Raw genomic sequence first — 13572 nt, forward strand, 5'->3', positions numbered from 1 at the left:
GACCGCGCTCCCCCGCCGTCACTTCTGCCTGAAAAGCGTCCTTGCCGACCACAGCCCACCGAGGGAAAGAACTGCGACCGTCATGTAGTAGTAACTGGGGGCGTCGAGCGAGCCTGTTGTACTGATCAACCAGGTCAAGACCAACGGCGCGATTCCGCCGAGCAAAGTCACTCCGAGGTTGTACGACAATGACATGCCGGTAGCCCGGATCTCTGCCGGGAACAGCGAACTCATCAGGGCGGGCAAGGGACCGAAGGCAAACGCCATGATGACACCCAGGACCGAAACAACCAGGACGAGCGTCAGAGTCGACGGGTGATCGACCATCAATTTGAAGAGCGGCCAGGCCAAGACGATTGCCGCAACGGCGGCCCAGGTCATAACTCTCGCCGGTCCGACCCGGTCTGCAAGATGCCCGATCAACGGCACGGTGATCAAGGTGACCAGTCCGGCGACGATGCCGCCGAGATAGCCGGCAGAGGCGGAAACTCCGAGGTTCTTCACGGCAAACGTCGGCATGTACAAGATGAGGTAGATCGAGATAGTCGCGACGCCCACTACGGCGGCACCGGTCAGCACCCGGCCGAGATGCCTGGTCAGCGTCGTCTTCAGCGGAGCCTTTTCCGGAACGCTCGTCTTGAAATCGTCCGTTTCGTCAAGCTTGGCACGGATGTAGAGTCCGACCGGCCCGACGATGATGCCGAAGAAGAACGGAACGCGCCAGCCCCACGAGTAGAGCGCTTCATGCGAAAGGTGAGTGTTGAGCACGTATCCGAACAGCGATGCCAGGAAAACCGAGGCACCTTGGCTGGCAACTTGCCAGGAAGAGTAGAACGCCTTCTTGTGTGGCGCAGTCTCCACGAGGAAGGTTGTAGCAGTACCGAATTCACCGCCGGCGGAGAATCCTTGAATGAGACGTGAGACAAGGATGACGACGCCGGCCCACGGTCCGATCATCGAGGTCGTCGGCGCCACGGCCATGATGAGCGTGCCGATCATCATCAGCATCATCGTCAACGTCAAGGCGTTCTTGCGCCCGCGACGATCGGCGTAGCTACCGAGAACCATCCCGCCAAGCGGCCGGATGACGTACGAGATCGCGAACGTCGCGAACGTCAGTATCAAACCGAGCGTGTTGTCGCCGCCGGGAAAGAAATTATGGGCGATCACCACTGCGAATGATGCGTAGACGATGACGTCGAACCATTCGAGCGCAGCGCCGAGCGAACTGCTGATCACCGCCTTGCGAGCAGCGGCCAGGCGTTCCGGGGTGACTGTTCCGGAGGTTGGCGTAGTTGCCGTGGACATGGTTTTCCTTAGGGGGTCAGGGTGGGTCAGGCGCGGGCGTGAGCGATGACGTTCCGAACGAATTGCTCGCACTGTGCCAATTGGTCAAGTGTCACGTACTCGTCAGGTGCATGCGCCTGAGTGATGCTTCCCGGCCCACACACGACAGTGGGGATACCGATAGTCGCGAACATCCCGGCCTCGGTGGCGTACGCGACCTTTTCGTCCGATGCCCGACCACCCCATTGTTCGACCAGTGCGGCCGCCGAAGCATTCGCATCCGTCTCCAGGGGAGGGACCGAGGCCGACACGTGCATCGTCACGGAGGCTGACGGGTTTTCTTCCTGCATCAGGTTCTCGATCCGATTCGTCTCGGCGGCAAAGCGTTCGAGCAAATCTGCGGCGCCAGCTGAGCTGATGCTCCTGAATTCGAAAGTGATGGAGCAATCCTCGGGGACAGTGTTCACTGCGATCCCGCCGGATACGAGATTGACCGAACACGTCGTCCAGGCCACGTCGAATGCGTCGTCGTACGGGCCGGACGCACGGAGCTCGTCGGCCGCGCTTCTGACGAATCGAATCAACTCCGCGCCGTATTCGATCGCGTTGACTCCTTGCGGAGTAAGCGACGAGTGCGCCGAAACACCATGCAGATCAACACGTATGACGTTCATCGACTTGTGTGCGCGAATGACCCGCATCTCCGACGGCTCTCCGACGACGCACACATCAGGGCACAGGTTCCGGGAAACAACCTCCTCGACCAACCCGGCCGCACCGATGCAGCCGACTTCCTCGTCGTAGGAGAATGCAAAGTGAATAGGCTTCGCCAGCGGCCGCGCAACGATGTCGGGGATCGCAGCGACGACGATCCCGATGAACGACTTCATGTCGCACGTGCCACGTCCGTACAGGCTTCCGTCGCGAACGTCGGGCGTGAAAGGGTCGCTACTCCAGTCTTGATCGTCGACCGGCACCACGTCCGTATGGCCGGAGAACATCACACCGCCGGCAGTACTTCCGTCAGGAGGAGTGAACGTTGCCAACAAGTTGAGCTTCGTTCCCTCGTCATCGGCAACAAGTACCGGCTCGACCCCATGGCGACGTAGTTCCGCCGCAATGAGATCGATCAACGGTCGATTGCTCACGGCACTCGTCGTATCGATTCCGATGAGGCGTTGCACCCACTCGAGGCTTCTCTCGGTCGGAACAGCGGGCAACGTGGTCGATGACATCTGGTTTCTCCTTTCACAGCATGAACGCGGTGGGCACTCGCCACCGCGTTCTGCCCTTCGAGCATGAATGAAGTGATCCCAGACACAGTGAAGATGCACGATACTTGCACCATGATCGAAGAAACGCAGGATTCCGCCGTACTGGACGACGTCGACCTCGCCCTGATCAATTGCCTGCAACTCGACCCGCGAGCGTCGTGGCGCACGGTTGGCGACGCGCTCAAAGTGGATCCGGTTACCGTGGCTCGCCGCTGGCAGCGGTTACAGGATTCCGGCACCGCCTGGGTCTCTGCCAGGGCAACCGGCCATGGCCGTCCGGAATCGTGTCTGGCTTTTGTCGAAGTCGACTGCACGACTTCGAACGCGTTGACGATTGCAGAACGACTTGCCCGCTGGCCGCACGTGCTGAGCGTCGAACACACAAGCGGCCCAGGCGACTTGACACTTCTCGTCGAGGTCAGAGACATGGCTTTCCTGTCGCGCTTCCTGCTTCGGTCGCTCGCGTCGGTACCCGGGATCGTCAGTTCGCGTGCACACCTCGTCACCGAGGTCTTCGCGATCGGAGACGATTGGAAATTGCAGGTACTCGATGCCGCGCAGCGGGCGACGATGACAGACCGGCCTGTGCGATACAAATACGCGCCGACGGATCAGCGCCATCACGGGAAGACGTTCGACGCTGTCGACCGACAATTGATATTGAAGCTGGGCGAGGACGGTCGATCCTCGATTGCCGAGCTCACGGTCGGTACCGGCCTCAGCGAAAGTACGGTCAGGCGGCGACTTGCCGAATTGACGTCGCGCAACCAGATCGTGTTCCGCTGCGACGTGTCTCTGCCACTGTCCGGCTGGCCCCTCGTGACCTGGGTGTGGGGATATGTCGATCCCACGGACCGGTCGACGATTCGTGCCCTGGTGGAGCGAGTGCCGGGAACGCGGGTGTGCATGCGGATATCCGGTGGACGCGCCAACACACTGCTCGCGATCGCCGCACACTCCCTTCGCGAAACTCCCATTACCGAAGTACAACTCGCACAAGAGGCACCGGGCCTGGTGGTGCTGAACAGGTCAGTGGTGCTGCGATCGATGAAGAGGGTGGGCCGACTTCTCGACGACGAGGGCAAGAGTGCCGGGGTCGTACCGATGGACATCTGGGCGGAGGCCCCGGAGATCGAGTGAATGTCCGAAATAATCAATCATGACGCGCCGCGGTGGAGAAGGATTGCTGTCATGACTTCAACAGAGATCTCCCCCGCCCAGCGTTATCGGGATCTGGCCGCCGGATTCACGGCGCGGATCGATGCCGTACCCGCCGACCGCTGGGACGACGATTCCCCCTGCGAGGGCTGGACCGCCCGCGACGTGGTGAGACACGTACTCGACAGCGAACGAGACATGGTCAAGGTAGTCGGCCTGGAATTGGCACCCGGTCCGTCGGTCGACGACGACCCGTCGGCAGCCTGGGCGGCCGTCCGCGATTCGATGCAGGAAATTCTGGACGATCCGGCAAAGTCCACCCTGGAATACGACGGGCACTTCGGCAGGACCAACCTCGGGGCCACGGTCGAAGGGTTCTTGTGTTTCGATCTGGTCATCCACGGTTGGGACCTCGCGGCCGCAACCGGCACCGATACGACGATGCGAGACGCGGACGTGGAGTGGGTGTCGGAGATCGCCGCGGGCCTGGGCGAGTCGATCCGCATGAGCGGTGTGTGCGGCCCGGAAATACAGGTTCCGGACAACGCTGACAAAGCGACGAAACTCCTTGCCTTCCTCGGCCGGAAGGCGTGAAAAAGCACCCCTGACGTGGGCATTACTTCCATACGCATGTAATGTCGCGGTATGCCGGAACGCCGAAAATCCTCCACGAGTCCAGACCTGCTTGCGGCGGCATTGTTCGATGTCGCCGCGGAATCCGGACTGGAAAATGCCAGCGTTCGCGAGGTCGCAAAACGGGCGGGTGTCTCGATCGGCGCAGTGCAACATCATTTCTCGACCAAGGACGAGATGTTCGCATTCGCACTGCGAACACTCGTCGATCGATTGTTGACGCGACTGGCCGAATCGTCCGCCGACGCAGACCCGCATACCGCCCTGTTCCAGGCGCTCTCGCAACTCCTGCCCCTCGACGAGCAACGCACGCGTGAGGCGCATGTGCTCGCCGCGTTTGCCGTGCGCGCCGCAACCAGTGAGTCACTCTCCGAAATTCGCCGGACAACCCTGTTCACAATCCGCACCGGCATCTCGACAGTTCTGATCGGCATCGGAACTCCGGAAGCGGAAACCAGAGCGGCACTTCTGCTTTCAACCGTCAATGGATTGGCACTCGACGCACTCGGAAGCCCCGCCATGTATCCGCCGCAGTACCTCGATCACGCTTTGGAAACCCAGATCCGCCTCACCCTGCACGACGCCGAGAACCCGCTCGCCTCCGTCGGGCTCGCCAGCTGACGTGGAAGGAGCAGGACGCTTCGCGCCGAGCCCGTCCGGCGATCTCCATCTGGGAAACCTCCGAACCGCCCTCTTGGCTTGGCTTTTCGCCCGCACCAGCGGGCGCGACTTCCTCATTCGGGTAGAGGATCTCGACCGTGTCCGCCCCGGCGCGATGGAACGACAACTCGACGATCTGCGCAGGCTCGGCCTCACGTGGGACGGCCCAGTCGTATTGCAGTCACACCGTCTTCCCTTGTACCACAAGGCTATCGACCAATTGCGCGAGCGTGACCTGACCTATCCCTGCTTCTGCACACGCAAGGAGATCCTGCAGGCACCGTCAGCGCCCCATGCTCCAGACGGCGCCTACCCCGGCACGTGTCGGAACCTTTCGGAGGCCGAACGCGCCGAGAAATCGGCAAGTGGCCGATCTCCCGCGCTGAGGCTACGGGCCGGCATCGACTCGTTCACCGTCCATGACGAACTGTTCGGCGAGGTGACGGGACCAGTCGACGACGTCGTCCTGCTCCGCGGAGACGGGGTGCCCGCTTACAACCTTGCCGTTGTCGTCGACGACGGTGCACAGAACATCGACCAGGTGGTTCGCGGCGACGACCTCCTGACCTCGGCTCCACGTCAGGCATACCTTGCCCGGCTGCTCGACATCGAACCACCGTCGTACGCCCACGTTCCTCTTGCCTTGAACATTGAAGGCAAGCGACTCGCGAAGCGCGACGGCGCAGTGACTCTGGCAGATCAACTCGAGGCCGGACGCAGTGCCGAGCAGGTTCTGACGATGATCGCGTCGAGCATCGGTCTCGCCGAACCCGGCGAGGTTGTCACACCACCCCAATTGGCGGATCGATTCGACTCTCGCAAGATCCCCCGGACCCCGTGGATTTTCCCGGCGAAGTAAGTGACGTATCAATCGGTGCCTCGTCGGAACAAAACTACGATTGTCCGATATGACAAAGCCGTCCGCAATAGCTATTCGTTGGCAATTCTCGAATAGTGAAGTACGGTCGAGACTGGCGAAGGAAATTCAGGGCGAGTTGTTCCTGCAAAACCACGCCCGGGATCTGAACCTGGAATCCGACCACAGTACCCACTTGCAGCATCCACGCTGACACGCACGTGCGGCACGGGCGACTCAGGACGAAAAGGAATACGCATGGTCCGCGAGCTTCGCGAGGCACTCGACGACCATCAATTCGAGGTGTTGTATCAACCCCAGGTCAATCTGAACTCGTCAGCAATTATCAGCTATGAAGCTCTTTTGCGTTGGCGCCATCCGCTGCGAGGGTTGATCGAACCTCAAGATTTCATGCGCTCCGCCGAATCCTCTGGGCTCATCATTCCCATCGGGCTACAAGCTCTGGAAATGATTTGTGCCCAAACAGCGTCGTGGCCTGAGCACATGATGGTCGCGGTCAACTTTTCGCCTCGCCAACTCGCTACCCCGCACGCCGCTCACGAGATCCTCGGAGCGCTCGACAGTTCACAAACGCCACTGAGCAGAATAATCGTGGAAGTCACCGAACTCGGCGTCGTAGGCCGGCATGCCGCCGAGACTCTTCATGTCTTGCACAACGAGGGAATTCGAATCGCGCTGGATGATTTCGGGGCGGGCTTCGCGTCCTTCTCCGCATTGTCGGAATTGCCGCTCGACATTCTCAAGATCGACCAATCCTTGACCTGGGCCGTCAGCGCAGCGGGTCGTGCTGGAGACCGCGCCTTCATGGTCATGGAGTCCATCGCCGACATCGCTCGGAAGCTAGGGCTTGATTCGATCGCAGAGGGCGTCGAAACCGCGGAACACGCAGCCAACGTCTTGCGGGCCGGCTGCGACATGGGCCAGGGCTATTACTTCGGCAAGCCACTTCCTGCGTCGTCCGTCGTCACTCCCGTGTGAGCGCTCGCCACTTCAGCACGACGGCACTTCAGCACGACGACACTTCAGTACGACGACGATGCACTCGCTATGAGTGCGACTACGAGAATCACGGCAAAAATTGCCAAGAAGGCCGCGCCGACCGCAATTCCGGCTATCGCAAGCCCGCGCCCCTGTTGACCTGTCTGCTTGATCTGATTGAGCGCGACAATTCCCAGAATGATTCCGACGATTCCGCCGAGACTGTAGAAGCAACCACCCGCAAGCGATACAACCAGCGATGCAATTGCGAGACCATTGGTGCCGACCGGCTGCATCGGCGGTGCGTACCCACCCGCGAATTGATTCGGTTGACCGTACGGGTTCGGAGGTTGGCCGTACTGAGGCTGTCCGTATTGAGCCTGTCCGTATTGTCCGGGTTGCTGATATTGATTCTGCTGATATTGATTCTGCGGTCCGAAATTCTGCGGCGGCAGGTACGGGTTCGGTTCACCGATTCCGCCCGGCTGGGGGTTATTACCGGGCGGGTTGTACGACGGCGGTGGATAACCCGGGTACTGCTCGTTGGGAGTGGTATATCCGGGAACTTCAGGTGAAGACTGCGTTTCGGACGGGGACACGCCGTACCCCTCAGGAGGCAGGCTCGGAAATTCTCCGTACCCAGGTTTTGCCTGGTAATCGCTCGAAGAATCGTCGTTGTTGCCCCCGGAACTCGTCATACAACGCAGCCTAAACCACAGGTGACCTCCGAATCCAAGTGAGCAGATGTCATCCACATCGCTCTTTGATCCCAGTAGGGTCATATCCACTGTCACACTCGAGCGCGATATTTACGACTGAGGGGAACACATGACAACCGGTGGGTACGACCCCAACCAGAATCCAGAAGGCGGGAAGCAATTCCCACCCCAGGATCCATATGGCCAGCAGGGAACACCTCCTCCCGGAAGTTACCCACCACCCGCAGGCCCCCCGCAAGGAGGTAGCTACCCGCCGCCTCCACAGGGCGGAAACTTCCCGCCCCCTCAAGGTGGCAACTACCCGCCTCCCGGTGGATACCCGCCGCCGCCTCAGGGAGGAAACTTCCCGCCGCCTCCGCAGTTCAACGACCAAGGTGCGTACGGCGGAGGAAACCGGCTGCCTTCGGGTGCTCAGCCGGGCGATCTGTGGATTCGACTCGGTGCCCGCATCATCGACGGCATCATCGTCGGCGTCATCGCCGCGATTCTGGCTCTATTGGTCAGTGACTCCGACAGCTTGATTCTGGTCTCGGGACTGTTCTCGGGAATTCTGACCTTCGCTTACTTCATCGCAATGGAAGTAACGCAGGGTCGGACTTTGGGAAAGATGATTCTGGGCCTTTCAGTACACGGTCCGGGTGGCGCACCTCGCCCCTCCGTCCAGCAGTCTGCGATTCGCAACGCCTTCACGTTGCTCTCGATCATTCCGATCATCGGCGGAATCCTCGCGTTGGTCGCCTACATCGTCATCGCGGTCACGATCAACAACAGCCCCACCAAGCAGGGCAAGCATGACGAGCTCGCTGGTGGAACTCAGGTAGTCAAGGGTTAGGTGCGCATATGACAACCGGTGGGCACGACCCCAACCAGAATCCCGAGGACGGAAAGCAATTCCCGCCCCAGGATCCCTACGGCCAGCAGGGAACGCCTCCTCCTGGGAGCTATCCCCCGCCGGCGGGGCCTCCGCAGGGCGGAAGCTACCCGCCGCCCGGTGGATACCCCCCACCTCCTCAAGGTGGCAATTACCCGCCGCCAGGTGGATATCCGCCGCCGCCGCAGGGGGGAAGCTATCCCCCTCCCGGTGGCAACTACCCACCGCCCGGTGGATACCCGCCACCTCCCGGAGGCGGCAACTTCCCACCGCCGCCCGCCAATGACTACGGCGCAGGATTCGGTGGACCGCAGCTTTCCGTGGGCGCGGCAATTACCTACGGCTGGAACAAGTTCAAAGACAACGCATTGGTTTGGATCGGAATCTCGATCATCGCGTTCTTGATCGCCGGACTGATCCAGGGCGCTTTCAACGGTTTCGACTACACCAATACCGAATTCAGCGCGCTGTCGATCGTGGGTGGATTGGTCACCGCTATCGTCGGCTACATCATCCAAGCCGCATTCCTTCGTGGAGCGTTGAGCGAATTGGATGGAATCAAGCCGGCTTTCGGCACCTTCTTCCAATTCACCAACATCGGCGCAGTTGTTCTCGGCGGTTTCCTGGTAGCAGTGGCAACTTACGTCGGTTTGGCTCTCTGCATCATTCCCGGCATCATCGCGGCGTTCCTGCTCTACTACACGCTGACCTTCATCGTGGACAAGAACCAGGATGCGATTTCGGGAATCAAATCGAGTTACGCGTTGACCTCGTCGAACGTCGGAACGTTGGTCCTGCTGGCGCTCGCTCTGATCGGTATCAACATCATCGGCGCGCTGCTGTGTGGAATCGGTCTTCTGGTGACGGCGCCCGTCGCACTGATCGCCAGCACCTACGCATACCGCGTGCTGACCGGCGGTCATGTAGCTGCCTGATCAGTTCGTTTGCATCACCGAAGGCCCTGCGGTTCCACGTGAAACCGCAGGGCCTTCGGTGTGTTCTGCGCAACTGGACGGTCGCCAACTCGCATCCGAGCGCCTTGTGGTGCTTGGATGACGGACGTGACAGCTCAGGATCAGCAAGACGAATCGACCCACGAAACCAAATTTGCGCACGTCAGCCGGGGTTATTACCCGACGATCGTCGCGCTCTTCACCGCAACGCTGCTGATCTCGAACGTGGCGGCGACCAAGGGGGTCGCCTTCTTTGCGGATTCCGACTTCTCGCTCGGTCCCCTGCAGATTCTGCCCATCATCACCGATGGTGGATTCTTCTTGTTCCCGCTCGCCTACGTCCTCGGTGACGTGCTCAGCGAGGTCTACGGCTTCAAAGCGACCCGACGCGCGATCTACCTGGGCTTCGGCGCACTGATTCTCGCCGCTGCGTGCTTCTGGATTGCAGTGCAACTCCCGTCGGCAGAGTTCTACGAGAACCAGGCCGCCCTCGAAACCGTGGTCGGTGTCATTCCCCGGCTACTGGTCGCGGGCTTGGCCGCCTACCTCGTCGGACAGCTACTGAACTCACTGGTTCTGGTCATGATGAAAAAGCGCATGCAGGAGAAGCATCTGTGGGCGCGACTGATCGGCTCGACCGTCGTCGGCGAATTCGCCGATACCCTCATCTTCTGTTCCATCGCGGCCGGTGTCATCGGCATCAGCACATGGGAAGACTTCATCAACTACGTGCTGGTCGGCTTCCTGTGGAAGACGCTTGTCGAGGTTCTGGTCATGCCGATCACCTACCGCGTCATCGCATACGTGAAGAAGCGCGAACCGACCTACGCCTGAGGTGCAGGCGTCTTCGCCGCGTAGAACTTTCCGAGCATGTCTGCCTTGAAGTCGTGGAAGTACCCACCTTCGATGCTGGCTCGGATATCGTCGACCAACTTCACGGTGAATCGCTCGTTGTGGATGGTGCAAAGCGTCGACGCGAGCATTTCCTTCGCCTTGAAGAGGTGATGGATGTACGCGCGGGTGTAATTGGCGCACGTGTAGCAGTCGCACTCGTCGTCGATAGGCGTGAAGTCACGACGGAATCGGCTGGTGTTGATGTTGAACCTGCCGGAGCGGACGTAAATCGCAGCATTGCGAGCAACACGCGACGGGTTGACGCAGTCGAAAGTGTCCGCGCCGTTCTCGATTGCGACGAAGAAGTCGTCCGGTTCACTGATGCCGAGCATATGACGCGGCTTGTTCTCGGGTAGTTCCTCGTTACACCAACGCACGATCGTTCCGAGGTTCTGCTTCTCGAGGGCGCCGCCGATGCCGTAGCCGTCGAAGCCGTATCCGTTCTCGCCTTCGATCGACTCGAGTCCGCGGCAGGCTTGACGTCGCAGATCTTCGTACTGCGCGCCTTGGATCACGCCGAAGAGAGCCTGATAGGGCTTGTCAACGCGTTCGGCGGTGAGCTTCTCGTGTTCATTGATACAGCGGATCGCCCACGCCTGCGTGCGCTCGACCGATCGCTCCTGGTAGCCGCGGGTGTTGAGCAGCGTTGTGAGCTCGTCGAACGCGAACATGATGTCGGCGCCGAGCTGATGCTGGATCTGCATCGACACCTCGGGGGTGAAGCGATGCTTACTGCCGTCGAGGTGCGATTTGAACGTCACGCCCTCGTCGTCGACTGTCGCGAGACGCTCCTTGCCCTTCGCGATGACGTCGTCGGACTGCACGCCGACGGCCTCCATCGCGAGCACCTTCTTGAACCCGACGCCAAGAGACATCACCTGGAAGCCACCGCTGTCGGTGAAGGTGGGGCCGTCCCAGTTCATGAACTTGCCCAGCCCGCCGGCCTCGTCGACGATGTCGGGTCCCGGCTGCAAGTACAGGTGGTACGCATTGGCGAGCAACGACTGCGCACCGAGTTCCTTCATGGACTCGGGCAGCACGGCCTTGACCGTGGCCTTGGTTCCGACGGCCACGAACGACGGCGTCGCGATATCACCGTGCGGTGTGTGGATGGTGCCGGTGCGTCCGAGCCGGTCCTCGAGCCTGGTCCCAATGGTGAAAATCGACTCGGGACGCTTGTCGACGGAGGGCGCGGGCGGTGTCGGTACTGCAGAAGTCACGGGCTCAATCCTGTCACAGGAGCAAATATCGCCGTGATCACAGCGAAGAAAGTTCCTACGCGATCAGCATCCGACATTGGTCTACTGACCGAACCCGAGCGGTACCGCCGCGTGAGGGTCCCCACCATACTTCCCACTACACATCCCCCGGCTCGACCGGTTTACCCCGCCAACCCGCTGACAGGAGCTCACTTGACGAGACAGACCGGCCAGACCTACAACTTCGTCACCGTCGACGTCACAGACTCGATTGCCACCGTGACTATCGACAAACCTCCAGCCAACGCATTCAACCCCAGCATGATCGCCGAGCTTCTGGAGATACTGCCGGTACTCGCGTCGGACCAGACCGTCCGCGTCATTGTCGTGACGGGCACTGGACGGTTCTTCGTCGCCGGTGCGGACATCACCGTGATGCGCGAGCTGACGGAAGAAACTCAGCGCGCGATGCGCCCGTGGGTCGACGTACAGCGGATCCTCGAGTCGGCTCCCAAACCTGTCGTCGCGAAGATCAACGGGCACGCACTCGGCGGCGGAGCAGAACTGACGTTGGCCTGCGACTTCCGCATCATGGCGCAGTCGGCGACCATCGGCTTCCCCGAGATCGGACTTGGGCTTTTTCCGGGTGCCGGTGGCAGCCAGCGACTTCCACGCCTCATCGGGGCTCACCGAGCCAAAGTGCTCATGATCGAAGGCAAGCGCCTCAGCGCCGAGCATGCACTCGATATCGGCCTGGTCGACACCGTCGTTGCGGACGCCGACCTCGATGCGCATTGCGCTGACCTCGCACGCGAACTCGCGACGAAACCCACTGCCACCATCGGAATGATCAAACGCATTGTCGACGAGGGCATGTCGTTGCCGCTCGATCAAGCGCTGGATCTCGAATTCGAGGCAGTGCTCGACCTGATCAAGACGGACGACGCTGCTGAGGGACTTCAGTCATTCCTCGACAAGCGGTCCCCCACCTTCACGGGACGCTGACAGCTCCCATTTACCGAGAGGCCATCATGCTCAACAAATTTCAGAAGAAATGGGTGGGCGCAGTCGCTTCTCTCGCCGCCCTGACGATCGCCGTCAGCGGATGCACCCGCCCCGCTACCGACAACTCCGCCGAAAGTGGTGGCCTGGTACGGATCGCGGTAGGTGTAGACCCGTCGTACGCCCCGATTTTCCTCGCCGACCACGAGGGCATGTTCGAGGCCGCCGGCCTCGACGTCCAGGTCATCCAGACCGAAGGCGGGGCAGCAGGCGCCCAGAACGTCGTAGCCGGAACTTCGGAACTCTCCGGCAATGCCGACTCGACGGCACTGTCCGTCATGGCCGCCAATCCGAGCCTGCGGGCGCTGGGCGTATTTCAGGAATCCGACCGATACTTCCAGGTTGTACTGAGGAATGGCGTCGAGCCGAAGTCGATCAAGACCATGGGCGTCTTCCCCGGCATCGGCCTCTACTTCACGAACCAATACCTGGCCAGTCTCGGCATCGACCCCACGACGGTCACACTCGTGAGCACAAGCCCGCCCGAACAGCCTGCTTTGCTGGCGCGCGGTGACATCGACGGCTTCCTGTCCTTCGACCCCTGGGTGACGCAGAGTGTCAATACCGGCGGGCGCGTTGTTGCCACGACCGGCGACTTCGGCGCCAAGTACGCCCAATGGATCATCGCTTCGGACAACTGGTTGTCCGCGAACGAAGAAACCGCAGGCAAGGTGTTCAAGGTGATCTCGGAAGCGTCGGCAATCGTGAACTCGGATCCGGATCGGGCTGCAACCGCAATTGCCGCGTCTATCCAGATGGACCCGGCCGAGGCCGCAGACCGGGTGACCCAAATCGATTTCGGTGGACGCGGATTCACCGAGGACGACGTGGAGCGCGCAAACGAACTTGTTGCATTCTTCCGCGAGCAGGGCAAGATCTCCGCGGACATCGATCCGTCCGCTGTCCTCCTCTCGGGATGGTTCGAGCAGAACGCCGCCTGAGCGGAGAGTGAGAACGGGTCCGGTGGGCAGACCGAAATCATGTCGCCCACCGGCCCGCAGAACTAC

Annotated in this window: 14 protein-coding genes; 10 read left to right on the top strand and 4 right to left on the bottom strand. The window is 60.9% G+C overall.

Annotated elements, in window-relative coordinates:
* Positions 1 to 18: 18 nt before the first annotated feature.
* Both G4D79_RS03340 and argE read right to left on the bottom strand, forming a co-directional pair.
* A complete protein-coding gene (locus tag G4D79_RS03340; protein WP_064073550.1) occupies positions 19 to 1308 on the bottom strand; it encodes an MFS transporter in 1290 nt (429 codons plus the stop codon).
* A 26-nt stretch (positions 1309 to 1334) separates the two neighbouring features.
* Positions 1335 to 2522, bottom strand: a complete 1188-nt coding sequence (gene argE, locus G4D79_RS03345) for an acetylornithine deacetylase (RefSeq protein WP_099696782.1) — start codon at positions 2520 to 2522, stop codon at positions 1335 to 1337.
* A 111-nt stretch (positions 2523 to 2633) separates the two neighbouring features.
* Here argE and G4D79_RS03350 point away from each other — a divergent pair, with 111 nt between their 5' ends.
* The 5 genes from G4D79_RS03350 (at position 2634) to G4D79_RS03370 (ending at position 6867) form a co-directional block, all read left to right on the top strand.
* Positions 2634 to 3701 carry an Lrp/AsnC family transcriptional regulator gene (locus G4D79_RS03350; protein WP_064073653.1) on the top strand — a complete coding sequence of 356 codons (1068 nt, stop codon included), beginning with the start codon at positions 2634 to 2636 and terminating at the stop codon, positions 3699 to 3701.
* 51 nt (positions 3702 to 3752) lie between these two features.
* Positions 3753 to 4313, top strand: coding sequence for a TIGR03086 family metal-binding protein (locus G4D79_RS03355; protein ID WP_007731584.1), 561 nt, complete (start codon positions 3753 to 3755; stop codon positions 4311 to 4313).
* A gap of 51 nt (positions 4314 to 4364) precedes the next feature.
* Positions 4365 to 4973, top strand: coding sequence for a TetR/AcrR family transcriptional regulator (locus tag G4D79_RS03360; protein WP_019746515.1), 609 nt, complete (start codon positions 4365 to 4367; stop codon positions 4971 to 4973).
* 1 nt (position 4974) lies between these two features.
* Positions 4975 to 5871 carry a tRNA glutamyl-Q(34) synthetase GluQRS gene (gene gluQRS, locus G4D79_RS03365; RefSeq protein WP_099696783.1) on the top strand — a complete coding sequence of 299 codons (897 nt, stop codon included), beginning with the start codon at positions 4975 to 4977 and terminating at the stop codon, positions 5869 to 5871.
* A 255-nt stretch (positions 5872 to 6126) separates the two neighbouring features.
* Positions 6127 to 6867 (top strand): EAL domain-containing protein, encoded by a 741-nt coding sequence (locus tag G4D79_RS03370; RefSeq protein WP_003943863.1) that lies wholly within the window; start codon positions 6127 to 6129, stop codon positions 6865 to 6867.
* A gap of 44 nt (positions 6868 to 6911) precedes the next feature.
* On the opposite strand, the gene G4D79_RS03375 is transcribed toward G4D79_RS03370, so the two are convergent.
* Positions 6912 to 7565, bottom strand: coding sequence for a DUF4190 domain-containing protein (locus G4D79_RS03375; protein WP_030535740.1), 654 nt, complete (start codon positions 7563 to 7565; stop codon positions 6912 to 6914).
* A 130-nt stretch (positions 7566 to 7695) separates the two neighbouring features.
* On the opposite strand from G4D79_RS03375, the gene G4D79_RS35200 reads away from it, so the two are divergent.
* The 3 genes from G4D79_RS35200 to G4D79_RS03390 all read left to right on the top strand — a co-directional run bounded on the left by G4D79_RS35200 (position 7696) and on the right by G4D79_RS03390 (position 10244).
* A complete protein-coding gene (locus G4D79_RS35200) occupies positions 7696 to 8418 on the top strand; it encodes an RDD family protein (protein ID WP_064073552.1) in 723 nt (240 codons plus the stop codon).
* Between the two features lie 8 nt (positions 8419 to 8426).
* Entirely contained in the window at positions 8427 to 9392 is a 966-nt protein-coding gene (locus G4D79_RS34435; protein ID WP_207624207.1) for a hypothetical protein, read from the top strand.
* A gap of 117 nt (positions 9393 to 9509) precedes the next feature.
* On the top strand, positions 9510 to 10244 hold the full coding sequence (locus tag G4D79_RS03390) for a queuosine precursor transporter (protein ID WP_030535741.1): 735 nt from the start codon (positions 9510 to 9512) through the stop codon (positions 10242 to 10244).
* Here the strand turns inward: G4D79_RS03390 and tgt are convergent.
* Positions 10235 to 11524 (bottom strand): tRNA guanosine(34) transglycosylase Tgt, encoded by a 1290-nt coding sequence (gene tgt, locus G4D79_RS03395; protein ID WP_054188626.1) that lies wholly within the window; start codon positions 11522 to 11524, stop codon positions 10235 to 10237. The two genes, G4D79_RS03390 and tgt, sit on opposite strands and share 10 nt — an antisense overlap.
* 192 nt (positions 11525 to 11716) lie before the next feature.
* On the opposite strand from tgt, the gene G4D79_RS03400 reads away from it, so the two are divergent.
* The gene (locus G4D79_RS03400) at positions 11717 to 12508 is read left to right on the top strand and encodes an enoyl-CoA hydratase/isomerase family protein (protein ID WP_020723626.1); all 792 of its coding nucleotides are present in this window, start codon (positions 11717 to 11719) and stop codon (positions 12506 to 12508) included.
* 26 nt (positions 12509 to 12534) lie between these two features.
* A complete protein-coding gene (locus G4D79_RS03405; protein WP_007731596.1) occupies positions 12535 to 13506 on the top strand; it encodes an ABC transporter substrate-binding protein in 972 nt (323 codons plus the stop codon).
* Positions 13507 to 13572 lie beyond the last annotated feature (66 nt).

The sequence above is a fragment of the Rhodococcus sp. WY5 genome, assembly GCF_018588185.1.
GTDB classification, from domain to species: Bacteria; Actinomycetota; Actinomycetes; order Mycobacteriales; family Mycobacteriaceae; genus Rhodococcus_F; species Rhodococcus_F qingshengii.

What these genes read in the sequence shown, in the direction of transcription:
- G4D79_RS03340 (WP_064073550.1), bottom strand. Translation starts at nt 1,308, where the DNA reads ATGTCCACGGCAACTACGCCAACCTCCGGAACAGTCACCCCGGAACGC.
- argE (WP_099696782.1), bottom strand. Translation starts at nt 2,522, where the DNA reads ATGTCATCGACCACGTTGCCCGCTGTTCCGACCGAGAGAAGCCTCGAG.
- G4D79_RS03350 (WP_064073653.1), top strand. Translation starts at nt 2,634, where the DNA reads ATGATCGAAGAAACGCAGGATTCCGCCGTACTGGACGACGTCGACCTC.
- G4D79_RS03355 (WP_007731584.1), top strand. Translation starts at nt 3,753, where the DNA reads ATGACTTCAACAGAGATCTCCCCCGCCCAGCGTTATCGGGATCTGGCC.
- G4D79_RS03360 (WP_019746515.1), top strand. Translation starts at nt 4,365, where the DNA reads ATGCCGGAACGCCGAAAATCCTCCACGAGTCCAGACCTGCTTGCGGCG.
- G4D79_RS03370 (WP_003943863.1), top strand. Translation starts at nt 6,127, where the DNA reads ATGGTCCGCGAGCTTCGCGAGGCACTCGACGACCATCAATTCGAGGTG.
- G4D79_RS03375 (WP_030535740.1), bottom strand. Translation starts at nt 7,565, where the DNA reads ATGACGAGTTCCGGGGGCAACAACGACGATTCTTCGAGCGATTACCAG.
- G4D79_RS35200 (WP_064073552.1), top strand. Translation starts at nt 7,696, where the DNA reads ATGACAACCGGTGGGTACGACCCCAACCAGAATCCAGAAGGCGGGAAG.
- G4D79_RS34435 (WP_207624207.1), top strand. Translation starts at nt 8,427, where the DNA reads ATGACAACCGGTGGGCACGACCCCAACCAGAATCCCGAGGACGGAAAG.
- G4D79_RS03390 (WP_030535741.1), top strand. Translation starts at nt 9,510, where the DNA reads ATGACGGACGTGACAGCTCAGGATCAGCAAGACGAATCGACCCACGAA.
- G4D79_RS03405 (WP_007731596.1), top strand. Translation starts at nt 12,535, where the DNA reads ATGCTCAACAAATTTCAGAAGAAATGGGTGGGCGCAGTCGCTTCTCTC.